The sequence below is a fragment of the Achromobacter sp. EB05 genome (assembly GCF_044232075.1).
GTDB classification, from domain to species: Bacteria; Pseudomonadota; Gammaproteobacteria; order Burkholderiales; family Burkholderiaceae_B; genus Achromobacter; species Achromobacter dolens.
In genome coordinates this window covers 4,939,673-4,961,845 of record NZ_CP155917.1, presented here as the reverse complement: position 1 = coordinate 4,961,845, position 22,173 = coordinate 4,939,673, and the positions used below count along the sequence as shown (strand labels likewise).

Annotated in this window: 20 protein-coding genes; 13 read left to right on the top strand and 7 right to left on the bottom strand. The window is 68.3% G+C overall.

Annotation, left to right across the window (positions count from 1 at the left end):
- Nucleotides 1-49 precede the first annotated feature (49 nt).
- The 4 genes from AAID08_RS22630 (at nucleotide 50) to AAID08_RS22615 (ending at nucleotide 2,004) form a co-directional block, all read left to right on the top strand.
- The gene (locus tag AAID08_RS22630; RefSeq protein ID WP_054500995.1) at nucleotides 50-775 is read left to right on the top strand and encodes a hypothetical protein; all 726 of its coding nucleotides are present in this window, start codon (nucleotides 50-52) and stop codon (nucleotides 773-775) included.
- 83 nt (nucleotides 776-858) lie between these two features.
- Nucleotides 859-1,176, top strand: a complete 318-nt coding sequence (locus AAID08_RS22625) for a YqjD family protein (RefSeq protein ID WP_054428548.1) — start codon at nucleotides 859-861, stop codon at nucleotides 1,174-1,176.
- 67 nt (nucleotides 1,177-1,243) lie between these two features.
- A complete protein-coding gene (locus AAID08_RS22620; protein ID WP_395756909.1) occupies nucleotides 1,244-1,660 on the top strand; it encodes a phage holin family protein in 417 nt (138 codons plus the stop codon).
- Nucleotides 1,657-2,004, top strand: a complete 348-nt coding sequence (locus AAID08_RS22615) for a hypothetical protein (protein WP_064528217.1) — start codon at nucleotides 1,657-1,659, stop codon at nucleotides 2,002-2,004. The genes AAID08_RS22620 and AAID08_RS22615 overlap by 4 nt, the downstream gene beginning before the upstream one ends.
- 90 nt (nucleotides 2,005-2,094) lie before the next feature.
- On the opposite strand, the gene AAID08_RS22610 is transcribed toward AAID08_RS22615, so the two are convergent.
- Complete coding sequence (locus AAID08_RS22610) at nucleotides 2,095-3,639, bottom strand: UbiD family decarboxylase (protein ID WP_064528219.1); 1,545 nt, start codon at nucleotides 3,637-3,639, stop codon at nucleotides 2,095-2,097.
- Nucleotides 3,640-3,722: 83 nt separating this feature from the next.
- Between AAID08_RS22610 and AAID08_RS22605 the strand changes: the two genes are divergently transcribed.
- Nucleotides 3,723-4,541: a lytic transglycosylase domain-containing protein gene (locus tag AAID08_RS22605; RefSeq protein ID WP_054500999.1), complete on the top strand. Its 819-nt coding sequence runs from the start codon at nucleotides 3,723-3,725 to the stop codon at nucleotides 4,539-4,541.
- 30 nt (nucleotides 4,542-4,571) lie between these two features.
- Here the strand turns inward: AAID08_RS22605 and AAID08_RS22600 are convergent, their stop codons facing one another.
- A complete protein-coding gene (locus tag AAID08_RS22600; RefSeq protein ID WP_064528221.1) occupies nucleotides 4,572-5,681 on the bottom strand; it encodes a hypothetical protein in 1,110 nt (369 codons plus the stop codon).
- Nucleotides 5,682-5,979: 298 nt separating this feature from the next.
- Nucleotides 5,980-7,140 carry a pyridoxal phosphate-dependent aminotransferase gene (locus AAID08_RS22595; RefSeq protein ID WP_054501001.1) on the bottom strand — a complete coding sequence of 387 codons (1,161 nt, stop codon included), beginning with the start codon at nucleotides 7,138-7,140 and terminating at the stop codon, nucleotides 5,980-5,982.
- Between the two features lie 44 nt (nucleotides 7,141-7,184).
- On the opposite strand from AAID08_RS22595, the gene AAID08_RS22590 reads away from it, so the two are divergent.
- From AAID08_RS22590 to AAID08_RS22575, 4 genes are all read left to right on the top strand, one after another.
- Entirely contained in the window at nucleotides 7,185-8,129 is a 945-nt protein-coding gene (locus AAID08_RS22590) for an FAD-binding protein (protein WP_144655343.1), read from the top strand.
- Between the two features lie 142 nt (nucleotides 8,130-8,271).
- Nucleotides 8,272-10,560: an NADP-dependent malic enzyme gene (locus AAID08_RS22585; protein WP_064528227.1), complete on the top strand. Its 2,289-nt coding sequence runs from the start codon at nucleotides 8,272-8,274 to the stop codon at nucleotides 10,558-10,560.
- Complete coding sequence (locus AAID08_RS22580) at nucleotides 10,541-11,773, top strand: patatin-like phospholipase family protein (protein WP_081273653.1); 1,233 nt, start codon at nucleotides 10,541-10,543, stop codon at nucleotides 11,771-11,773. The genes AAID08_RS22585 and AAID08_RS22580 overlap by 20 nt, the downstream gene beginning before the upstream one ends.
- On the top strand, nucleotides 11,770-12,237 hold the full coding sequence (locus AAID08_RS22575) for a barstar family protein (RefSeq protein WP_026385200.1): 468 nt from the start codon (nucleotides 11,770-11,772) through the stop codon (nucleotides 12,235-12,237). The genes AAID08_RS22580 and AAID08_RS22575 overlap by 4 nt, the downstream gene beginning before the upstream one ends.
- A gap of 73 nt (nucleotides 12,238-12,310) precedes the next feature.
- Here AAID08_RS22575 and AAID08_RS22570 read toward each other — a convergent pair whose 3' ends face one another.
- Nucleotides 12,311-13,042, bottom strand: coding sequence for a 16S rRNA (uracil(1498)-N(3))-methyltransferase (locus tag AAID08_RS22570; RefSeq protein ID WP_395756908.1), 732 nt, complete (start codon nucleotides 13,040-13,042; stop codon nucleotides 12,311-12,313).
- Between the two features lie 102 nt (nucleotides 13,043-13,144).
- On the bottom strand, nucleotides 13,145-13,651 hold the full coding sequence (locus tag AAID08_RS22565) for a hypothetical protein (RefSeq protein ID WP_054501004.1): 507 nt from the start codon (nucleotides 13,649-13,651) through the stop codon (nucleotides 13,145-13,147).
- 260 nt (nucleotides 13,652-13,911) lie between these two features.
- On the opposite strand from AAID08_RS22565, the gene tkt reads away from it, so the two are divergent.
- From tkt to AAID08_RS22545, 4 genes are all read left to right on the top strand, one after another.
- Nucleotides 13,912-15,948 carry a transketolase gene (tkt, locus tag AAID08_RS22560; RefSeq protein WP_054501005.1) on the top strand — a complete coding sequence of 679 codons (2,037 nt, stop codon included), beginning with the start codon at nucleotides 13,912-13,914 and terminating at the stop codon, nucleotides 15,946-15,948.
- A 15-nt stretch (nucleotides 15,949-15,963) separates the two neighbouring features.
- Complete coding sequence (gap, locus tag AAID08_RS22555; RefSeq protein WP_020926693.1) at nucleotides 15,964-16,974, top strand: type I glyceraldehyde-3-phosphate dehydrogenase; 1,011 nt, start codon at nucleotides 15,964-15,966, stop codon at nucleotides 16,972-16,974.
- Nucleotides 16,975-17,072: 98 nt separating this feature from the next.
- A complete protein-coding gene (locus AAID08_RS22550) occupies nucleotides 17,073-18,266 on the top strand; it encodes a phosphoglycerate kinase (protein WP_054501006.1) in 1,194 nt (397 codons plus the stop codon).
- A gap of 177 nt (nucleotides 18,267-18,443) precedes the next feature.
- The gene (locus AAID08_RS22545) at nucleotides 18,444-20,135 is read left to right on the top strand and encodes a SulP family inorganic anion transporter (RefSeq protein WP_175190289.1); all 1,692 of its coding nucleotides are present in this window, start codon (nucleotides 18,444-18,446) and stop codon (nucleotides 20,133-20,135) included.
- Between the two features lie 29 nt (nucleotides 20,136-20,164).
- Here AAID08_RS22545 and fabI read toward each other — a convergent pair whose 3' ends face one another.
- A complete protein-coding gene (gene fabI, locus AAID08_RS22540; protein WP_054501007.1) occupies nucleotides 20,165-20,938 on the bottom strand; it encodes an enoyl-ACP reductase FabI in 774 nt (257 codons plus the stop codon).
- Nucleotides 20,935-22,119, bottom strand: a complete 1,185-nt coding sequence (locus AAID08_RS22535; protein ID WP_336234951.1) for an acetate kinase — start codon at nucleotides 22,117-22,119, stop codon at nucleotides 20,935-20,937. The genes fabI and AAID08_RS22535 overlap by 4 nt, the downstream gene beginning before the upstream one ends.
- Nucleotides 22,120-22,173 lie beyond the last annotated feature (54 nt).

The window sequence follows — 22,173 nt, the reverse complement described above, 5'->3', positions numbered from 1 at the left end:
CGGGCGCGCAGCGCCGGCGTGTCCTGGATTTCTGGAGTGGCTTGTGGCATTGCGAAAATTGGCATCCCTGGTTTTGGTGACCGGCGCGCTGGGCGCGGCCGGCGTGGCGCAGGCCGGTGTCTGCGACGCGAAGTTCATGCACGAGGGCGGCGCGGTGCAACTGACCGGCTCGGGCAATATCGCCCTGGGCGCCGACCTGGCCTTCACCGAGGTTACGAAAAGCAATGGCGACAACTGCCGCGCCCGCGTGCAGGGCGTGGCCCGCTTCAGCTATGCGGGCCTGCCGCCGGGCAAGTCCAAGCTCGATTACCTGATGACCGTCAAGGGCGGCCAGGCCACCTTCCTCAAGTACGCCTCCGCCGGCGAGGCGCCACAGCCGTCCGAGGGCCAGTTCGACCTGCGCATGCTCGGCCTGTTCGCCTACGACGGCAAGCTCAACCCCGGGCAGAAGCTGCCGGGCTCGTCGTTCCGCCTGAAGATCGGCAAGGAAGCGCCGGTCGGCGGCCAGCCCAGCACCACGGTGCGCATCGGCGAGAAGACCGTCGGCCGCTCCACCAGCATTGGCACCGCGCTGGGCCAGCAGGCCTGCCATCCCGTCACCTACACGCGCAATTCCGATCCCACCATGGCCACCTTCCAGGGGTTGACCATCCCGATTCCCGGCATGAACACCACCGTCACCGACTGGTACTGCCCGGCGGTCAACCTGGTCATGAAGCAGGATATCGACCAGGGCGGCGTGAAGTCCGCCGTTGAGATTACGCAAATCAAGTAGCACACGGTAGCAAGCCGGCCTGGACCCTTGCGGAGCGGCTGGTATGATGGTTTTGTCATAGACACACTACAGGAGCTCAAAAAATGGCCACGAGAAAATCCGAAGACGTCGCAAAAGAAAAACTCATCGACAGTGTCAAGACCAGCCTGAATGACGCTGAAAGCCTGTTGCGCGAAGCCGCCAGCAGCACCGGCGACAAGGCCGCCGAACTGCGCGAACGGGCCATGACCTCGCTCAAGCGCACCCGCGAAGCCCTGTACGAAGCCCAGGACGCGGTGCTCGAACGCGGTCGCAAGGCGGCGCGCGCCACCGATGACTACGTGCACGACAATCCCTGGCAAGCCATCGGCATCGCAGGCGTGACCGGCCTGCTGCTCGGCTTGCTGATCAGCCGCCGCTGACAAGGCAGGACTTCCGGGCGGGCGGCGCCGGCCTCTGGCCGGCTCGCCCGCCCGGCGTCCTTTGGCCATGGGTCTACGCAAATCTGTATTTGGCGTGGCGTCCAGCCTGGTCGGGCTGATGCGCACGCGCCTGGAACTGCTGGCATTGGAAGCGGCGGGCGAAAAGGCGCGCCTGCTCAAGCTGCTGGGCATGGCGTTCGCCGCCTTGCTGTTCCTGACGCTGGCGGTGCTGGTGTTCACCATCACGATCGCGGTGGCCTTCTGGCCCACCGAAGACCGCTATCTGGCCCTGGGCCTGCTGGCGGCCTTGTACCTGGTGGTCGGCGTGGTGCTGCTGCTGGTGGTGCGCCATGGCCTGGTCTACGGGCCGCCGCCATTCGCGGCCACGCTGGAAGAACTGGGCCGTGACGCCGAGCTGCTCGAACGGGTGCGCGACGCGCAGGACGATGACCGCGCGCAGCGGCGCCAGGAGGGCTTGTCATGACGAAAAGGTCTCCCACCGTCGACCGCGCCGTGCGCATCGAGCTGCTGCGCGCCCGCGCCGCGATCGAGCGCGAGTCGCTGGCCCAGGGCATCGTGTCCACGGGGCGCAGGCTCGAGCCGGCCGCGCTGCTCAAGAGCTTCGTGCCGGGTCTCGCGTCCGGCGGCGCCTCGCGCTGGGCCATGCAGGCCATCGGCCTGGCGCGGCGCTATCCCATCATCAGCTCGTCGCTGTCGGCGATGTTCATGCGCGGCGGCGGCAAGTCCAAGCTGCTCAAGCTGGCTGGCGGCGCGCTGGTGGGCTGGCAGTTGTTCAAGCTGTGGCGCGATTCGCGCGACGACCGCTGATTCCGGTCTGCGCGCCCGCCCAGATGAAAAACCCCGCCGTATCCGGCGGGGTTTTTTCATGGGCCGGGCGGCTTGCCGCGCCACCGCGGGCTACAGTCCCAATTGCCCCCAGATGTCATCCACCCGCTTCTTGACGTCGGCATCCATGGTGATGGGCGTGCCCCATTCGCGCTGGGTTTCGCCCGGCCATTTGTTGGTGGCGTCCAGGCCCATCTTGCCGCCCAGGCCGGACACCGGCGAGGCGAAGTCCAGGTAGTCGATGGGCGTGTTCTCGACCAGCAGCGTGTCGCGCACCGGATCCATGCGGGTGGTCATGGCCCACACCACTTCCTTCCAGTCGCGCGGATTGATGTCCTCGTCGACCACCACGATGAACTTGGTGTACATGAACTGGCGCAGGATGCTCCACAGCCCGAACATGACGCGCTTGGCGTGGCCCGCGTACTGCTTGCGGATCGACACCACCGCCAGGCGGTAGCTGCAGCCCTCGGGCGGCAGGTAGAAGTCGACGATCTCGGGCAGTTGGCGCCGCAGCAGCGGCACGAACACCTCGTTGAGCGCCACGCCCAGCACCGCGGGTTCATCGGGCGGCTTGCCGGTGTAGGTGGAGTGATAGATGGGATTGCGGCGCATGGTGATGCGCTCGACCGTGAACACCGGGAACCAGTCCTGCTCGTTGTAGTAACCGGTGTGGTCGCCGTAGGGGCCTTCCAGCGCCATCTCGTAGTCGCTGTTGGGCGGCGGGTTGACGCCGTCGGGCACCGCCGGCGCTATCGCGCGCGGGTCGGATGACGGCAGCAGGTGGCCTTCCAGCACGATCTCGGCCCAGGCTGGCACCGACAGGTTGCTGCCCAGCGCCTGCGCCACCTCGGTGCGCGAGCCGCGCAGCAGGCCGGCGAACTGGTATTCGGACAGGCTGTCCGGCACCGGCGTGACCGCGCCCAGCGTGGTGGCCGGGTCGGCGCCCAGCGCCACGGCGATGGGGAAGGGCGTGCCAGGATGCGCCAACGCGTGGTCGCGGAAATCGAGCGCGCCGCCGCGGTGCGAGAGCCAGCGCATGATGAGCTTGTTCGGGCCCAGCAACTGCTGGCGGTAGATACCCAGGTTCTGGCGGCGGGCGTTGGGGCCGCGCGTGATCACCAGGCCCCAGGTCAACAGCGGCGCCACGTCGCCCGGCCAGCAGGTCTGGATCGGCAGGCGCGTCAGGTCCACGTCCTTGCCTTCCCAGACGATCTCCTGGCAGGCCGGGCTCTTGACGTTCTTGGGGCTCATGTCCCACAGCGCCGACTTCAGCATCGACACCTTGGCCAGCGCGTCGCGCAGGCCCTTGGGCGCTTCGGGCTCGCGCAGCGAGGCCAGCAGTTCGCCGATGTCGCGCAGCGCGCTGACGTCGTCGGCGCCCATGCCGCGCGCCACCCGCGAGGGCGTGCCGAACAGGTTGGCCAGCACCGGCATCCCGGCCGGCTTGCCGTCGTGCTGCGCTTTCTCGAACAGCAGGGCGGGGCCCTCGGCGCGCAGCACGCGGTCGGAAATCTCGGTCATTTCCAGGCGCGTCGAGACCGGCGCGGCGATGCGTTTGAGCTCGCCCATGCGTTCGAGTTGAGCGAGGAAGTCTCTAAGGTCGCGGTATTTCACTACAGATCCCGGCTATTTGGTTACATCTTGGGGAGGAAGAGAGGTTAACATTGACTCCCTCTTTTTTAACGCAGGAGGTTTTCATGCCCGATGCGTCAGTGGCCAGCCTGTTCAGGAACATGGCCCAAGGAGTGCACCAATATCTTGCCGAATCGCTGCGCATCTGCTCCGTATACCTGGGCATCGCGGTGATCGTGACGGTAAGCATGGGATTCGCCCTGCCTGGTTTGCGCGACCAGGCATTGCAAGTGCACAAAGCCTTGTTGACCGCCCTCGCGCCTTCATCCATGCAGACCGGCGTCGAATCCGAAGCCGGGTCCGAATTCGGCGCCGATTCCTCGTCGGCGATTGCCATGGCCGTACCCACCGCGCCGTCCAGCAATGCGACCGGCATGTTGGGGCCTGCCCGCGCCGCGCCCGCGACGCCCAAGAAGCCTGCCATGGTCGCCACCGGGCCGCAGGCCGAAGCCTTGCGCAATTACATTTCGCGCAAATACAAGGTCGCCTATGACGCGACCGGTCCGCTCTTGAACACGGTGTACAAGGTGGGCCGCGAGAAACAGTTGGATCCGTTGCTGCTGCTGGCCGTCATTGCCATCGAATCGCGCTACAACCCGCTGGCCGAGAGCCACGTCGGCGCGCAGGGGCTGATGCAGGTGATGACCAGCGTGCACCAGGACAAGTTCGATGCCGTTGGCAAGAATCCGCTGGACCCGGGCGCCAACATCGCCGTGGGCGCCACCATCCTGAAGGACTGCATCAACCGGCGCGGCTCGGTCGATGGCGGCCTGGCCTGCTATGTCGGCTCGACCGGGCCGGACGACAATGGTTACGGCGCCAAAGTGCAGGCCGAGCGCCGGCGCCTGGCGCTGGCCTCGGGTATCGCGCTGGCCCGCGATTGAGCCCGCTGATCCCCGGGGCGGAACCGGGGATCAGCGGAAGGTCACGAGTATCGTGACTTGCTGGTTGAACGCCCCCGGCACCACCGCCGTGCCGGTCTTCACCAGTTCCGCCGAGTAATTCAGGCTCCTGGGACGCAGCGTGGTGGTCAGTGACTCGGCCACCGGGCGCCATTGATTGAAGGCGATCGGAATGGCGCCGTTTTCGTTGACCCGCAACGCAAGGCCGTTCGGCGTGCCATCGGTGTTTTTCAACTCGATGTTCCGGTCGCTGGACGTCAGCACCGGGCTGCCTTCGGGCTGGAACTTGATCTGCAGAGGAACCACTATGCTGCCCAGGTCGGCGATCTGGAAGCCGCCATCGCAGGCTTCGTTGAAATCCGCGACGATGGTGAATGGCGTCGGCGGCGGCAGCGGCAGATTGCCCAGGCTGTATGCCCTGCCCAGGTAGACCGAAGCGGGCGTCGAGATTTTCGCGATGCAGGTCGGAATCAGGCTTACGGCCGTTGCGTTGCTGGAGCCGATCGCGATGTGATTTGTATTGATGAATGCGTAATGCATTCTGACCAGGTCGTTGTACGCGGGGAAGAAGGCCCTGACAGGTCTGGTCGGAGGCGTTACGGTGACCAGTTGCAGCTTGCCGAGCAGCACCCCTGTCGCCGTGAGCGTGGGGTCGGTCGCGGACTTGGGGGCGTAATGCTCGGCGCTCAAGCGGAATCGGTCATCGGTGGTGCTGCCCGTAGGTTCCCAGGCCGGGTAACCATTGATCTGGATGACGAGTTTCAGGCCGACCCTGCGCAGCTCGTTCAGTACCGAGGCCATGTTGCCCCCGGACACCAGGAAAGGCGCCATGCTCGCGCTGTTGCTGACACACACCCAAGGCACCGGCGGCAAGGGGGCATCGTAGACGACCGTGCCTGGCGGATTGGATTTGTCCAGCGTCAGGAGCGGTGGCGCGAATTGCCCGGGCGCCGCTTGCGCCCCCATGTCCTGTGTGTAGTTGCCGGCCCGCGTCGGGTCGAGTTGGCATCCCGGGCCCAGCGCGTGGGCCGCCAGAGGAAGCAGACAGGCGGTGAGCCATCCCGCCACCGCCAGCGCGCCACGCCCCGGGCGGCGGACCCTTGCCGCGATCCGCTTGATCATGAATTGACTCCTGGATAGGCGCGATCCGGCCGCGCGGCCGCCCGCCCCCGACCTTGGTCGGGGAGCGGAAAAGACTCCAGGGAATATAGGTGCGCGGGCTCGGCAAATGGCGCTTCACCATAGGCTCGGCTATTGTGTCCGGGCGATTTCGGCGGCCGGGAATGTCCGGCCATGGTTGTGGCTTCACAGCGGCGCCTAGCGCGGGAATGCGTGGCGCCGGCGGGTGGCCCGGGCGCCAGCCCGGCAGTCCGTGGCTGGACCCCTTTGCGTGGCCGCGCCAGGGCGGTGGGGGCGCGCCTCAGCGGCCCAGCAGCCTGCCCAGGCGGGCCACCGCTTCTTCCAGCCGGTCCAGGCCCGTGGCGTAGGAAAAGCGCATGGTGTGGTGGCCGTGGGCAGGGCCGAAGTCCAGTCCGGGAACGGCCGCGATGCCCGCTTCCAGCAGCAGGCGTTGCGAGAAGGCGGCGCTGTCGCTCGCCAGGTCGCTGATGTCGGCGTAGATGTAGAACGCGCCATCCGGCTTGACCGGCACCTTCAGGCCCAGGCGTTCGAACTCGGGCAGCAGGTAGTCGCGGCGCTGCCTGAAGGCTTCGCGGCGGTGTTCGAAGGTGCGCAGGGCGTCGGGCGTGAAGCAGGCCAGGGCGGCGTGCTGCGCCAGGGTCGGCGCGCAGATGGCCAGGCTGCCGGCGATCTTCTCGACGGGGGCCACCATGGCCTCGGGCACGATCATCCAGCCCAGGCGCCAGCCGGTCATGTGGAAGTACTTCGAGAAGCTGTTGATGACGATGATGTCGTCGTCCAGCGTGAGCGCGGAGCGCGGCCGGCCTTCGTAGGACAGGCCCAGGTAGATTTCGTCGACGATGGCGAAGCCGTGGCGGGCGCGCACCTCGGCCAGCAGCCTGGACAGTTCGTCGTGGTCGATGGAGGTGCCGGTGGGGTTGCTGGGCGACGCCACCAGTACGCCCTGGGTGGCCTCGGTCCAGTGCCGGGCCACGTCCTGCGCGGAAAGCTGGAAGCGCTTTTCCGCGGAACTGGGGATCAGGCGCGGCTGGCCGCCGGCGGCGAGCACGAAGTTGCTGTTGGCGGGATACGAGGGGTCCGGCATCAGCACTTGCGCGCCCGGGTTGACCAGGGCGGCGCAGGCCAGGGTCAGGGCGCCCGAGGCCCCGGCCGTGACGATGACGCGGCGCGGATCGATCACGGCGCCGAACTGTTCGTGGTAGAACCGGGCGATGGCCTCGCGCAGCGGCATCAGGCCGGCGGGCGCGCTGTAGCCGCTCTGGCCGGCCTGGGCCGCGCGCTGCAGCGCTTCCACGACCTGGGGCGGCGCGGTAAAGTCCGGTTCGCCGATGCCCAGGCTGATGATGTCCTTGCCCGCCGCCTGCAGCGCTTGCGCCTGCTTGAACAGTTCAACCACCTGGAAGGTCAGGAAATCGTTGGTACGGGCGGCAAGGCGGGGCATCGGAATCTCGAAGGCTACTTGAAGCGGAAAAAGGAATTGTAGTCATGCAGCCATCGCGGCGCGCTTTCCTCCTTGGCCGACGGCCGGTCCAGACCCCCTGGGCCACCTTCCTGCAACGGCTGGGGCTGTTGTGCCAGGGGACGGTGCGCGACCTGGGCGCGACGGCGGACGGACAGGCGCGGGCGGTGCTGACGCCGCTGCGAGAGGGCGATGTGGCGCATGCGCGCGCGCTATGCGCCGAATACGGGGTGGTGTTGGCGCTGGACGATGCCGACGGGCCGTTCGCGCCGGTCGACGGCCCGCTGCTGGCGGTCGATCCCGGCCGCCTGGCGGGACTGGCGCGCCTGGCCGGACCCGCGCCGCGCTGGCGCGCCCAGCCTGGCGTGCCGCTGGCGGCGCTGGCGCGGGCCGGGCTGCGGCAGTTCGCGGGCCTGCCGCAAGCGATGACGCTGGCTCAATGGCTGGCCGCTCCGGCCGCATGGCCGGCGGGGGGCTGCGCGGCGTCGGGCGTGCTGGCCGTGGACCTGCTGCTGGCGGACGGCGTCGAGGAAACCCTGGGACCCTTCGGCGCCGACGACCTGCAACCGTTGCGGTCGGCGACGGTGCAGCGGCTGGTGCCGGCGCTGTTCCAACTGGTGAACGGGGATCTGGCCGCCGCCTGCCGCGACGGGGACGCGTGGCTGGCGCGCTACCGGCTCGACGCCCTGGCGCCGCGGGCGCCGGCGACGGTCAACCTGGCGCATCTCATGCTGGGGCAGGGCGGCACCCTGGGATGGGTGCAGGGGGTGACGCTGGCGGACAGTCCGCCCGTCGCCGATGTCGGGGCCGCTGGCGCGTCTCGGGCAGACGGACCGGCGCCGCGCGATGTCGGCCCGACAACTGCTGCGCCGCGGCAGGCTGCCGCCCTGCAGGCGCGCATCAAGGCGCTGTTCGACCCGTATGGGCGTTTTCCCGCATTCGCCCCGTCGCCGAATAGCGACAGTTTGTAAGGCGGGGGTAAGATGGGCGGCGCCCGCGGCCTGGCCGGGGATGCGCGTCCCGGGGGGCCGCGCAGGGAACGTTTCGCGCGGTCCGCCATCGGAATAGAATTGCCCCCTTTCGTGTTCCTCACTCCAGCCAGTAGCCGCCCCTATGGATGCCAACCTCCGCAAAGCCGCCCTTGAATACCACGAGCACGGCCGTCCCGGCAAAATCTCGGTCACCCCGACCAAGCAGCTCACCAACCAACGCGACCTGGCCCTGGCGTACTCGCCCGGCGTGGCGGCGGCCTGTGAGGAAATCGTGGCGGACCCGGCCAACGTGTTCCGCTACACCGCGCGCGGCAACCTGGTCGGCGTGATCACCAACGGCACCGCCGTGCTGGGCCTGGGCAACATCGGCGCGCTGGCCTCCAAGCCGGTGATGGAAGGCAAGGCGGTGCTGTTCAAGAAGTTCGCCGGTCTGGACGTGTTCGACATCGAGATCAACGAAACCGATCCGGACAAGCTGGTCGAGATCATCGCCGGCCTGGAAGCCACCTTCGGCGGCATCAACCTGGAAGACATCAAGGCGCCGGAATGCTTCACCGTCGAGCGCAAGCTGCGCGAACGCATGAAGATCCCCGTCTTCCACGACGACCAGCACGGCACCGCGATCTGCGTGTCGGCGGCCTTCATCAATGGCCTGAAGGTGGTGGGCAAGCAGATCGACAAGGTCAAGGTGGTCACGTCCGGCGCCGGCGCGGCCGCGCTGGCCTGCCTGGACCTGATGGTGGACCTGGGCCTGCCGCTGGAGAACATCTGGGTCACCGACATCGAGGGCGTGGTCTACGAAGGCCGCACCACCCTGATGGATCCGGACAAGGCGCGTTTCGCGCAGAAGACCGACGCCCGCAAGCTGGCCGAGGTGATCGAGGGCGCGGACGTGTTCCTGGGCCTGTCGGCCGGCGGCGTGCTCAAGCCCGAGATGGTCGCCAAGATGGGGCCGCGTCCGCTGATCCTGGCGCTGGCCAATCCCACGCCGGAAATCCTGCCCGAACTCGCCCATTCCGTGCGCGACGACGTGGTGATGGCAACGGGCCGTTCGGACTACCCGAACCAGGTCAACAACGTGCTGTGCTTCCCGTACATCTTCCGCGGCGCGCTGGACGTGGGCGCCACCACCATCACGCGCGAGATGGAAAAGGCGGCGGTCTATGCCATCGCCGAGCTGGCCGAGGAAGAGCAGAACGAAGTGGTGGCGGCCGCCTATGGCACCTTCGACATCTCGTTCGGCCCCGAGTACCTGATTCCCAAGCCGTTCGATCCGCGCCTGATCGTGCGCATCGCGCCGGCGGTGGCCAAGGCCGCCATGGAAGGCGGCGTGGCCACGCGTCCGCTGGCCGACCTGGAAGCCTACGAAGAGCAGTTGCAGCAGTTCGTGTACCACTCCGGCGCCTTCATGAAGCCGCTGTTCTCGGCGGCCAAGCGCATCGTGCGCGAAGGCGGTCCGGCCCGCATCGTGTTCGCCGAGGGCGAAGACGAGCGCGTGCTGCGCGCGGTGCAGGTGGTGGTGGACGAAGGCCTGGCCCGTCCCATCCTGGTGGGCCGTCCGTCGGTGCTGCTGACCCGCATCGAGAAGCTCGGCCTGCGGCTGCGCCTGGGCGAGGACGTCGAGGTCACCAACCCCGAATACGACGAGCGCTTCCACCAGTACTGGACCACGTACTGGGAACGCATGTGCCGACGTGGCATCACCAAGGAAATGGCGCGCGTGGAAATGCGCCGCCGCATGACCTTGATCGGCGCGATGATGGTGCACCTGGGCGATGCCGACGGCATGGTCTGCGGTTCGGTCGGCGCGTACCATGATCACCTGCGCTTCATCGACGAAGTGATCGGCCGCCGGCCGGGCCGCAACGTCTACGCCGCCATGAACATCCTGCTGCTCAACGAGCGCACGGTGGTGCTGGTGGATACGCACGTCAACGACGAACCCACCGCCGAGCAGATCGCCGAATTCACCATCGCCGCGGCCAAGGAAATGCAGCGCATGTTCCTGGCGCCCAAGGTGGCGCTGCTGTCGCGCTCGAACTTCGGTTCGGGCAGCTCGGCCTCGGGCGCCAAGATGCGGCGCGCGCTGGAACTGGTGCGCCAAGCCGAGCCGGAGCTGGAGATCGACGGCGAGATGCACGGCGACTGCGCGCTGGACGAGGCGCTGCGCCTGCGGATCCTGCCGTCCTCCACGCTCAAGGGCGAGGCCAACCTGCTGGTGTGCCCGAACGTGGACGCCGGCAACATCGCCTACAACCTGCTCAAGACGGCGGCCGGCGGCAACGTGGCGGTGGGCCCGTTCCTGCTGGGCGCCAATGCGCCGGTGCACATCCTGACCTCCAGCTCGACCGTGCGCCGCATCGTCAATATGACCGCGATGACGGTGGTCGATGCCAATACCCCGCGTTGAAGTCACCAATGGCGGTCCGGCGTGCCCGCGCACGCCGACCGGCCTGGTCCTGACCGGGGGCGGCGCCCGCGCCGCCTACCAGGTTGGCGTGCTCAGCGCCATCATGGAGCTGCTGGACCCCGACTGGCATTCGCGTTTCAAGAATCCCTTCGACATCATCTGCGGCACGTCCGCCGGCGCCATCAATGCCGCCGCGCTGGCATGCCGGGCCGAGCGGCCGCACCTGGGGGTGCGCCGCATCCGCCGCCTGTGGTCGTCGCTCAATACCGACATGATCTACCGGGCCGACGCGCCGGGTTTGATCCGCACCGGCGTGCGCTGGCTGGGCCTGCTGTCGCTGGGATGGATGTATTCCGGCCTGACGCGCAAGCGGCCGCAGTCGCTGCTGGACAACAGCCCGATGCAGGAGCTGCTGGGCCGGGTGCTGGATTTTGGTCACCTGCAGGCGAATCTGGAGAGCGGTGCGCTGTCGGCGCTGGCGATCACGGCCTCCGGCTACACCAGTGGCGAGCACCTGACGTTCTATCAGGCGCACGCGCCCATCGAGCCCTGGCACCGCTACCTGCGGCTGGCCATTCCCACGCCGATCACGGTCGACCACCTGATGGCTTCGTCCGCCATTCCCTTCGTTTTTCCGGCCCGGCAGATCACGGTGCACGGCAAGGGCGAGTGGTGCGGCGATGGCTCCATGCGGCAGTTGGCGCCGATCAGCCCGGCCATCCACCTGGGCGCGCACCGGGTGCTGGTGATCGGCACCGGGTTCCGCGACGACACCCACCCCGAGCACCGGGAGGCGGCGCCGCCGTACCCCTCGCTGGCCCAGGTGGGCGGCCATGCCCTGTCCAGCATCTTCCTGGACGGCCTGTCAATGGACGTCGAGCGCCTGGAGCGGATGAACTACCTGGTCGACCACGCCGCGCCGCCAGAGGGCGACGAGGTCACCGTGCGCCGTATCGAGGTGCTGACGATCACCCCCAGCCGTTCCCTGGACTCCCTGGCGCTGGAACACCTGGGCGACATGCCGGCGCAGGCCCGTGCCCTTTTTCGCGTACTCGGTGTATCGTCCGATCCAGGCCGCCCCGGGGGCGGCGCGCTGATGTCCTACCTGTTGTTCGAGTCCAGCTACACCAAGCGATTGATTGAACTGGGTTATGCCGATACGATGCAGCGTAACGATGAAGTGATCGCCTTTTTCAAGGAGGCACAGGCATGACGCGCAATGCCCAATCTACCCTGCACAAGCAGTTGAAGCGAGGTGGAGCGCTGGCCCATGACGGGCTGGACAAAAAGGCCGTGGTCGACGCCGCGCATGAGCTCGGCCTGGCACTGTTTGTGGCCAATTGCGACCCGGCGCGCAGCCGCTCCGCGGTGCTGCGCGCCATCGTCAAGGCAGTGGACTTCCCCGAGTATTTCGGCGGCAACCTCGACGCGTTGTACGACTGTCTGTGCGATACCGTGCTGGATCACAAGACCGGCGTGGTGCTGTGGCTGTACAAGCTGCATTCGGGGGACCCGGCGCTGGAAGAGGACGCCGCCCGCATCGAGTCGGTCTGCGCCGACGCCGCCGAATTCGCCCACGAGAATGGCCGCACGTTTGCGTATGTGGTGGAGCACGCCGGCAAGCACCCCGATCCGGAACCGGGCGTGGCCGCCGCGCCCTACGGCGACAACGACTGAAGACCCGGGCTGGGGTGCTCGCGCCGCCGGCCGGTGGGGCAATGGCCTGTCATGTCCCGGGGCGGGACGCCGATCACCAGCCGAGCAAGGCGCCGGCCGCTGAAATCAAGGCCAATCCCGCCGTTTCCGTGCGCAGCACGCGCGGGCCGAACCTGACGGCCTGGACCCCCGCTTCGCGCGCCTGCGCCAGTTCCTTTTCCGACCAGCCCCCTTCGGGGCCGACCAGCAGCGTCAACGATTGCAGGCCCGGCGTCGCGTCGAGCCGGCCGGCCAGGTCGGCGTCGGCGTCCGGATGACACAGCAGGCGCAGGCCGTCGGCCGGCAGGGCCAGCCAGTCGGCCAGCGTCACGGGGGCGTCGACCGCCATCAGCCGGTTGCGGCCGCATTGCTCGGCCGCCGATCGGGCGATGCGCTGCCAGTGCGCCACCCTTTTTTCCAGCCGCGGCCCGGACAACTGCAGCACGCTACGCTGCGCGGCGATGGGGCAGACCCGGGCGGCGCCCAGCTCCACGGCTTTTTCCACCACCCAGTCCATCTTGTCGCCGGCGGGCAGGCCCTGTACCAGCGTGATGCGGCCGGCCAGCTCGGCTTCGCGCGGATCGAACGCCCCCAACTGGGCGAAACCGGCCTTGCCCTCGATTTCCAGCGCCGCCGGGTATTCGCCGCCGTGGCCGTTGAACAGCACCATGGGTTCCCCCGCGCGCAGTCGCAGCACGCGGATGGCGTGGTGAGCCAGGGCCTCCGGCAGGGCGATGCGGGCGCCGGGGGACAGGGGAGCGTCGCAGAAGAAGCGGGGAGCGGACATGGGTAACGCGGTGGCGGACGGAAAGCGAACGTGGGGCCGGGCGCAGACCCGGGGCGCGGCGCCGGGCAAGCGGCCCGGCTCAGGGGCGGGCCCGTGGCCCGGTCACCTGAGCGCGTAGCCTACCACCTTGATGCCCCAGTCGATCAGGTTGGGGGCGCTGGACGCCAGTTGCAGCGTCAGCAGGGTCAGGAAACCCACCGTCATTTTCTTGTCCAGGCGCATGAGGTCGTGACGCACCTCGGCCAGGTCTTCGCGGGTGGCGAAACGCTTGAGTTCCTCGCGAGTGGGCAGTTGCGCGACGACTTCGACGAGTTTGTCGAATTGTTCCTGGGCGGCGCGCGTGGCGATTTCGCGTTCGAGTGCGGCGCGTTCGCGGGCGATGTCGCGTTCGAGCTCGGCGCGTTCGCGGGCGAAGTCGACGCGTGACAGGGCATAGGCCTGGAGCTCGGCGCGCGCCTCGTCCTGCGAGCGCTTGAGCAGGTCGGCCTCGCCCTGCAGGCGGGCGTGTTCCAGCGCCTGCGCCACCGCGATGGCGCGTTCCTCGCCGAGCGCGTTGCGCAGGGCCAGGATGCCGGCGGCGGGAATGGTGAAGCTCAACATGGCAAGCATGATACGGAATCCGACATAGGGCTAAGCCAGGCCATCATGAATCTCGGACCGCCCCGCCGCAATTGTGGCAACTACGCCATGACATGGCTGTCCTCCCCTGGGGGCAATCACGATTCTGCCGCGGGCCATCGTCCATCTGGCGGACCCCGCTACCCGGCGTCGGCCGGGTCATCCCCAGGTGTTAAAATCGTCTGCTTCGCAACCTACTCAACTGGCCCCCATTTCCTGCGTGGGCGCGCCAGCCACAAAGAGCCTTCCGAATGAGCAATCCGACCGCCCCTAAACTTGCCTTGGCGGATGCCATCCGCGCCCTCGCGATGGATGCCGTGCAACAAGCGAACTCCGGGCACCCGGGCGCTCCCATGGGCATGGCGGAAATCGCCCAGGCCCTCTGGATCGGCAACCTGCGCCACAACCCCAAGGATCCCGCCTGGGCCAACCGCGACCGCTTCGTGCTGTCCAACGGCCACGGCTCGATGCTGATCTACGCGCTGCTGCACCTGACCGGCTACGACCTGCCGATCGAAGAACTGAAGAACTTCCGCCAACTGCATTCCAAGACGCCGGGCCACCCCGAAGTGGGCATCACCCCGGGCGTGGAAACCACCACCGGCCCGCTGGGCCAGGGCCTGGGCAATGCCGTCGGCATGGCGCTGGCCGAAGCGCTGCTGGCCGCCGAGTTCAACAAGCCCGGCCACACCATCGTCGACCACCACACCTATGCCTTCACCGGCGACGGCTGCCTGATGGAAGGCATCTCGCACGAAGTGTGCTCGCTGGCCGGCACGCTCAAGCTGTCCAAGCTGGTGGTGCTGTATGACGACAACGGCATCTCGATCGACGGCCACGTCGAGCACTGGTTCGCCGACGACACCGCCAAGCGCTTCGAGGGCTACGGCTGGAACGTCATCCGCGGCATCGACGGCCACGACGCCGCCGCCGTGGACGCCGCCATCAAGGCCGCCCGCGCGCAATCGGAAAAGCCCACGCTGATCGTCTGCCGCACCGTCATCGGCAAGGGTTCGCCCAACATGGCCGGCACCCACAACGTGCACGGCGCCCCGCTGGGCAAGGACGAGATCGCCGCCACCCGCGCCGCGCTGGGCTGGTCGGCCGAGCCGTTCCAGATCCCGCAGGACGTCTACGACGGCTGGGACGGCCGCAAGACCGGCGCCGCCGCGCAGGCCGAATGGCAATCGGCCTTCGACGCCTACGCCGCCGAATTCCCGGCCGAGGCGGCCGAGTTCACCCGCCGCATGAAGGGCGAGCTGCCCGCCGGCTACGCCGACCAATTCAAGGCGTTCCTGAACGCCACGCTGGAAAAGGCCGAAACCGTCGCCACCCGCAAGGCCTCGCAGTTCGCGATCACGGCGCTGGCCGCCGCACTGCCGGAAATGCTGGGCGGCTCGGCCGACCTGACCGGCTCCAATTTCACCGACTGGAAGGGCGTGGGCGCGGTGCGCGCCGGCGACAAGGGCATCCAGTTCGGCCGCCACATCAACTACGGCGTGCGCGAATTCGGCATGGCCGCCATCATGAACGGCGTGGCGCTGCATGGCGGCTACCTGCCGTTCGGCGGCACCTTCCTGACGTTCTCCGACTACTCGCGCAACGCCATCCGCATGGCCGCGCTGATGAAGCAGCGCGTGGTGCACGTGTTCACGCACGACTCCATCGGCCTGGGCGAAGACGGCCCGACCCACCAGTCCATCGAACACGCCGCCAGCCTGCGGCTGATCCCCAACCTGTCGCTCTGGCGTCCCTGCGACACGGCCGAAACCGCCGTGGCCTGGAACGCCGCCGTGACGCGCCCGGCCAGCATCGGCATGGACGTGCATGACGGCGGCCCGACGGCCCTGCTGCTGTCGCGCCAGAACCTGCCGTTCGTGCAACGCGACGCCGCCACCGTGGACGCCATCGCCCGCGGCGGCTACGTGCTGCGCGACGCCGACGGCGCCCGCGCCGTGATCATCGCCACCGGTTCCGAAGTCGCCATCGCCCTGGACGCGCAAGCCCAACTGGCCAAGGAAGGCATCGCGGTGCGCGTGGTGTCCATGCCGAGCACCGACGTGTTCGACAAGCAGGACGCCGCCTGGAAGCAATCGGTGCTGCCCAAGGGGCTGCCGCGCGTGGCCGTCGAGGCCGGCGTGACCGCCTTCTGGCACAAGTACGTGGGCCTGGAAGGCGCCGTGGTCGGCATCGACCGCTACGGCGAATCGGCCCCCGCGGGCGCGCTGTTCAAGTTCTTCGGGCTGACCGCCGACAAGGTGGCCGAGACCGTCAAGCAAGTTCTGTAAAAAAGGAGCCTAGTCATGACCATTCGCGTCGCCATCAACGGTTACGGTCGCATCGGCCGCAACATCCTGCGTGCCCACTATGAAGGTGGCAAGAAGCACGATATCGAAATCGTCGCCATCAACGATCTGGGCGATCCCAAGACCAACGCCCACCTGACCCGCTACGACACCGCCCACGGCAAGTTCCCGGGCACCGTCGAAGTCGACGGCGAGTACATGGTCGTCAACGGCGACAAGATCCGCGTGCTGGCCAACCGCAACCCGGCCGAACTGCCGTGGGGCGAGCTGAAGGTCGACGTGGTGCTGGAATGCACGGGCTTTTTCACGACCAAGGAAAAGGCCGGCGCGCACATCAAGGGCGGCGCCAAGAAGGTCATCATCTCGGCCCCGGGCGGCAAGGACGTTGACGCCACCGTCGTCTACGGCGTCAACCACGGCGTGCTGAAGTCGACCGACACCGTCATCTCGAACGCGTCGTGCACCACCAACTGCCTGGCCCCGCTGGTCAAGCCGCTGAACGACAAGCTGGGCCTGGAAAACGGCCTGATGACGACCGTCCACGCCTACACCAACGACCAGGTCCTGACCGACGTCTACCACGAAGACCTGCGCCGCGCCCGTTCGGCCACCATGAGCATGATCCCGACCAAGACCGGCGCCGCCGCCGCGGTCGGCCTGGTGCTGCCGGAACTGAACGGCAAGCTGGACGGCTACGCCATCCGCGTCCCGACCATCAACGTGTCGATCGTCGACCTGTCCTTCGTGGCCAAGCGCGACACCACCGTCGAGGAAGTGAACGGCATCCTGAAGGCCGCCTCGGAAGGCGAGCTCAAGGGCATCCTGGACTACAACACCGAACCCCTGGTCTCGGTGGACTACAACCACAACCCGGCCTCCAGCACCGTTGACGCGTCGCTGACCAAGGTCTCGGGCCGCCTGGTCAAGGTTTCGTCCTGGTACGACAACGAGTGGGGCTTCTCGAACCGCATGCTCGACACCACCGTCGCGCTGATGTCGGCCAAGTAAGCATCGCTGTCGGATCGAAGGGGACGAACAGGTTTTCCGCCACGGCGGAAAGCGGGTTCGTCCCCTTCGTTCGCCAACTCTAGGAGACGCAAAGCATTATGTCCAAGGTCAATACCCTGTCCGCGCTGGCCAAGGCCGGCGCCCTGTCCGGCAAGCGCGTGTTCATCCGCGCCGATCTGAACGTGCCGTTCGATGACGCCGGCCGCATTTCCGAAGACACCCGCATCCGCGCCTCGGTGCCCGGCATCCGCCTGGCGCTCGACGCTGGCGCCGCGGTGATGGTCACCTCGCACCTGGGCCGCCCGAAAGAGGGCGTGCTGACCGAGGCCGATTCGCTGGCCAAGGTCGGCCAGCGCCTGTCGGAGCTGCTGGGGATGCCCGTGCCGCTGGTGCAGAACTGGGTCGACGGCGTCAAGGTCGAGCCGGGCCTGGTGGTGCTGCTGGAAAACTGCCGCGTCAACGTCGGCGAGAAGAAGGACGACGAGGCGCTGTCGCGCAAGATGGCGGCGCTGTGCGACGTCTACGTCAACGATGCCTTCGGCACGGCGCACCGCGCCGAGGCCACCACGCACGGCATCGCGCGCTTCGCGCCGGTGGCCTGCGCCGGTCCGCTGCTGGAAGCCGAGCTGGACGCGCTGGGCCGCGCGCTGCACGAGCCGAAGCGTCCGCTGGTCGCGATTGTCGGCGGCTCCAAGGTGTCGACCAAGCTGTCGATCCTGCAATCGCTGGCCGACAAGGTCGACCAGTTGGTGGTGGGCGGCGGCATCGCCAACACCTTCATGCTGGCCGCCGGGCTGCCGATCGGCAAGTCGCTGGCCGAGCCGGACCAGGTGGAGCAGGCGCGCGCCGTGATCGAGCTGATGAAGCAGCGCGGCGCGGATGTGCCGATTCCGGTGGACGTGGTGTGCGCCAAGGCGTTCGGCGCGGACGCCGAGGCCACCGTGAAGGCGGCCGATGAAGTCGCCGCCGACGACATGATCCTGGACATCGGCCCGCAGACCGCGCAGCAATTGGCCGAGATTCTCAAGCAGGCCGGCACCATCGTCTGGAACGGCCCGGTCGGCGTGTTCGAGTTCGACCAGTTCGCCAACGGCACCAAGGTGGTGGCGCAGGCGATCGCGGATTCCGAGGGCTTCTCGATCGCGGGCGGCGGCGACACGCTGGCCGCGATCGCCAAGTACGGCATCGGCGAGCAGGTCGGCTACATCTCGACCGGCGGCGGCGCGTTCCTGGAGTTCCTGGAAGGCAAGACCCTGCCGGCGGTGGCCGTGCTGCAAGAGCGGGCCAAGTAGTCTTTCCGCCCGGGCGATCCGAAGCCGCTCCTTCCGGGGCGGCTTTTTTTCATCGGCCCGAGCTGGGTGGCTGCCGTCGGCTGGGGCGCTTGGCGCTTATTCCATAGACTGGTGTAGGCTTGACGCTCGCCCGCTTCCCGCGGTTTCCTTCCCCCGTTTCCTCCGCTTCGCCGCCCCATGAACCTACGATTTCTTCCTGGCCTGAACAACTTCCGGGGCATCACCCGGGAGTCCGCCGGCCGCGATATCGCCGCGGGATTGAGCGTGGCCGCGGTGGCGTTGCCGGTAGGGCTGGCCTATGCGGCGATGATGGGAGTGCCGCCGGTTGCCGGGCTGTGGGCGGCGATCGCCGGCATGTTGGGTTACGCGCTGTTCGGTTCCTCGCGCACGCTGATCGTGGGGCCGGACACGGCCACTTGCACGCTGATCGCGGCGACGCTGACGGGCATGGCGCTGACCTCGCCCGAGGACCGGCTGGTGGCCGCCACCGGGATCGCGCTGACGGTCGGGCTGGGTTGCCTGATCGCGCGGGTGCTGCGCCTGGGCGTGCTGGCCAACCTGCTGTCGCGGCCGGTGCTGATCGGCTACATGGCGGGGGTGGCGGTGACGCTGGCGCTGTCGCAATTGAGTGGCCTGACCGGCGTGGGGCTGCGCAACAGCGGGCTGGTGCATCCTTTCCTGGAGTTGTCGCGGCGCGTGTCGGAGATCCGCATTCCCACGCTCTGCCTGGGGCTGGCGTCGTGCCTGCTGCTGGTGGCGATCAAGCGCTGGAGGCCGAATTGGCCGGGGCCGATCATGCTGGTGGTCGGCGCCTGCCTGCTGTCTTGGCTGTTCGATTTTCCCAGCCTCGGCATCGCCGTGGTGGGCGAGGTGCCGGCGGGCCTGCCGGCGCTGCGCGTGCCGGTGCGGCTCGAAGGCCTGGACAACATCCTGCTGGGCGCGGCGGGCGTGCTGGTAGTGAGCTTTTCCAGCGGCATCGTGACGGCGCGCAGCTTTGCCGCGCGCACCGGCGAGCACGTGGATCCGAACCGTGAACTGGTCGGCTTCGGCGCGGCCAATGTGGCGGCCGGGCTGTTCCAGGGCTTCGTGGTGACCGGGGCCGATTCGCGCACGGCGGTGGGACTGGCGGCGGGCGGCTCGTCGCCGCTGGTCGGCGTCAGCGCGGCGGCGGCGCTCGCGCTGGTGGTGGGCCTGCTGAGCGCGCCGCTCTATTGGCTGCCGCAGGCGGTGCTGTCGGCAATCCTGCTGCTGGCGGCCGCCAGCCTGTTCGACGGCCAGGCCTTCCTGCGGCTGGCGCGAATTTCGCGCATCGAGCTGGCCTTCGGCGTCCTGGCCGCGGTCGGCGTGGTGGGTTTCGGCGTGCTGCAGGGCGTGGCGGTGTCGGTTGGCGCCACGCTGCTGTACGCCATGTACGTGTCCGGCAATCCGCGCGATGCCCTGCTGGGCCGTCTGCCGGGCGAATCGGTGCTGGGCAAGATGCATCTGAACCCGCAGGCGCAGCCGGTGCCGGGCGCGGTGATCTGGCTGTTCGAGTCGTCGGTGTGGTTCTTCAACGCCGACGCGTTCCGGCGGCGCGCCCGCGAGATCATCGAGCAGGCGGGGGACATCACCTGGTTCGTGCTGGATGCCGAGGCCATGACGCAGGCCGACGCCGACGCCATCGAAGCCTTGTACGAACTGCGGCGCGAGCTGCGCGACCGCGGCATGGTGCTGCTGGTGGCGGGCGGCCACGGCCAGTTCCGCATGGCGCTGGAGCGCTCTGGCCTGGCCGACCGCATCGGCCGCGACAAGATCTTCCCCTCGCCCGAACAGGCGGTCGAGGCGATCGAGCGCTGGCGCCAGGGGCCGGCGCCGGCCACGCTTTCCTGATACTTGGCGCGGGCTGTGGCGCCCGCGCCTCAATCGATGATGTGATAGCCGCCGTCGATGTACAGCGTCTGCCCGGTCATGCGGCGGGCGGCGTCGGTGGCGAGCCAGGCGGTGGCCTCGCCGACGTCGTCGATGGAGACCAGGCTGCGCGCCGGGGCCTTGGCCTGGGCGCGGTCGAGCAGCGCGTCGAATTCGGCGATGCCCGAGGCCGCGCGGGTCTTGAGCGGCCCGGGTGAAATCGCGTGCACGCGGATGCCCTGCGGGCCGAGTTCGGCCGCCAGGTAGCGAGTGGCCGATTCCAGCGCGGCCTTCACCGGACCCATCATGTTGTAGTGCTCGACCACCATCTGCGAGCCGTAGTAGCTCATGCAGAACAGCGCGCCCCCGCCGGGCATCAGCGGCTCTGCCAGCTTGGCCATGCGGATGAACGACCAGCACGACACATCCATGGCCGTCAGGAAGCCGGCGCGCGAGCAGTCCGTGACGCGGCCGTGCAGATCGTCGCGCGGGGCGTAGGCGATGGAATGCAGCACGAAATCCAGGCCGCCCCATTCGGCGGCGATGCGCTCGAACGCCGCCTCCAGCTCGCCCTCGCGCAGCAGGTCCAGCGGCATCAGCAGGGACGCGTCCACCTGGCGCGCCAGCGGCTCGACGTGCGGGCGCGCCTTGTCGTTCAGGTAGGTCACGGCCAGTTCCGCGCCCATGGCGCGGAACGCCTTGGCGCAGCCCCAGGCGATGGAGTCGGCGTTGGCGATGCCCGTGACCAGGCCGCGCTTGCCGGCAAGAGGGAGGGCGGCGCTCATCGTTGTTTCACCAGGGCCAGCGTGTGCTGCGCGATGATCAGTTCTTCATTGGTGCGCACCACGTACACGCCGATGCGGCTGTCGTCGCTGGAAATGCGCGGCCCGTGATGCGCATTGCGCTCGGGATCCAGCTTGATGCCGAGCCAGCCCCAATGCTCGCTGATGGCCTGGCGGATCTCGGCCGAGTTTTCGCCGACGCCAGCGGTGAAGACGATGCCGTCGATGCCGTTCATGGCGCAGCCCAGGCCGATCATGCCTTCGGCCACGCGCCAGGCGAAGTACTTCAGCGCCAGCCTGGCCGACGGCGCGTCGCTGGCCAGCAGCTCGCGCATGTCGTTGCTGATGCCCGACAGGCCCTTCATGCCGCAGTCGTGGTACAGCACGTGCTCGATGTCGTCGTGCGACATGCCCTGTTCCATCATCCACAGCACCACGCCGGCATCCAGCCGGCCCGGCCGCGTGCCCATCGGCAGGCCTTCGAGCGCGGTGAAGCCCATGGTGCTGTCGACGCTCTTGCCCTGGTGCATGGCGCAGGCCGACACGCCCGAACCCAGGTGCGCCGCGATGATCCTGCCCATGGCGATCTCGGGCAGCGCCTGGCGCAGCCGCTGCGCGATGTATTCGTACGACAGGCCGTGAAAGCCATAGCGCCGCACGCCCTGCTGGTACAGATGCTCGGGCAGGGCGTAGCGGTCGGCCACGTCCGAATGGCTGCGGTGGAACGCGGTGTCGAAGCAGGCCACCTGGGGAATCCACGGGCGCCGCTCGCGGATCACGCGGATCGGCGCCAGGTTGTTGGGCTGGTGCAGCGGCGCCAGCGGCGTGAAGGTGTCCAGTGTGGCGAGGATGGCGTCGTCGATCAGCACCGGCTCAGCCAGGTCGGGGCCGCCGTGCACCACGCGATGGCCCACCGCCAGCGGCGCGCCGCCCAGGTGGCCGCTGAGCCAGGTGCCGACCACCTCCTGGCCGTTGGGCACATCGGGCGCGTGGCTGGGCGCGATGTCGCGTTCCACCAGCGTCTGGCCGGCGGCGTCGCGCACCCGCAGGCGCGGATGGCTGGTGCCGATGCCTTCGAGCTGGCCGCCCAGGCGCGGCGCCAGCGCCTGTTTGCCGTCGATGTCGTACAGGTAGAACTTGATGCTGGAACTGCCGGCGTTGATGACGAGAATGGTGTCGGACATGTAGTCGATCGCCTCTTGATGCAAGGGACAAGGCAGGGCCGGGGCCCCGCCGCT

Bases quoted from the DNA above. Each gene is read 5' to 3' on its own strand.
- AAID08_RS22570 (WP_395756908.1), bottom strand. From the start codon at position 13,042: ATGTCCGCTCCCCGCTTCTTCTGCGACGCTCCCCTGTCCCCCGGCGCC.
- AAID08_RS22605 (WP_054500999.1), top strand. From the start codon at position 3,723: ATGCCCGATGCGTCAGTGGCCAGCCTGTTCAGGAACATGGCCCAAGGA.
- AAID08_RS22575 (WP_026385200.1), top strand. From the start codon at position 11,770: ATGACGCGCAATGCCCAATCTACCCTGCACAAGCAGTTGAAGCGAGGT.
- AAID08_RS22535 (WP_336234951.1), bottom strand. From the start codon at position 22,119: ATGTCCGACACCATTCTCGTCATCAACGCCGGCAGTTCCAGCATCAAG.
- AAID08_RS22545 (WP_175190289.1), top strand. From the start codon at position 18,444: ATGAACCTACGATTTCTTCCTGGCCTGAACAACTTCCGGGGCATCACC.
- gap (WP_020926693.1), top strand. From the start codon at position 15,964: ATGACCATTCGCGTCGCCATCAACGGTTACGGTCGCATCGGCCGCAAC.
- AAID08_RS22625 (WP_054428548.1), top strand. From the start codon at position 859: ATGGCCACGAGAAAATCCGAAGACGTCGCAAAAGAAAAACTCATCGAC.
- AAID08_RS22620 (WP_395756909.1), top strand. From the start codon at position 1,244: ATGGGTCTACGCAAATCTGTATTTGGCGTGGCGTCCAGCCTGGTCGGG.
- AAID08_RS22580 (WP_081273653.1), top strand. From the start codon at position 10,541: ATGCCAATACCCCGCGTTGAAGTCACCAATGGCGGTCCGGCGTGCCCG.
- AAID08_RS22600 (WP_064528221.1), bottom strand. From the start codon at position 5,681: ATGATCAAGCGGATCGCGGCAAGGGTCCGCCGCCCGGGGCGTGGCGCG.
- AAID08_RS22585 (WP_064528227.1), top strand. From the start codon at position 8,272: ATGGATGCCAACCTCCGCAAAGCCGCCCTTGAATACCACGAGCACGGC.
- AAID08_RS22550 (WP_054501006.1), top strand. From the start codon at position 17,073: ATGTCCAAGGTCAATACCCTGTCCGCGCTGGCCAAGGCCGGCGCCCTG.
- AAID08_RS22615 (WP_064528217.1), top strand. From the start codon at position 1,657: ATGACGAAAAGGTCTCCCACCGTCGACCGCGCCGTGCGCATCGAGCTG.
- AAID08_RS22590 (WP_144655343.1), top strand. From the start codon at position 7,185: ATGCAGCCATCGCGGCGCGCTTTCCTCCTTGGCCGACGGCCGGTCCAG.
- fabI (WP_054501007.1), bottom strand. From the start codon at position 20,938: ATGAGCGCCGCCCTCCCTCTTGCCGGCAAGCGCGGCCTGGTCACGGGC.
- tkt (WP_054501005.1), top strand. From the start codon at position 13,912: ATGAGCAATCCGACCGCCCCTAAACTTGCCTTGGCGGATGCCATCCGC.
- AAID08_RS22595 (WP_054501001.1), bottom strand. From the start codon at position 7,140: ATGCCCCGCCTTGCCGCCCGTACCAACGATTTCCTGACCTTCCAGGTG.
- AAID08_RS22565 (WP_054501004.1), bottom strand. From the start codon at position 13,651: ATGCTTGCCATGTTGAGCTTCACCATTCCCGCCGCCGGCATCCTGGCC.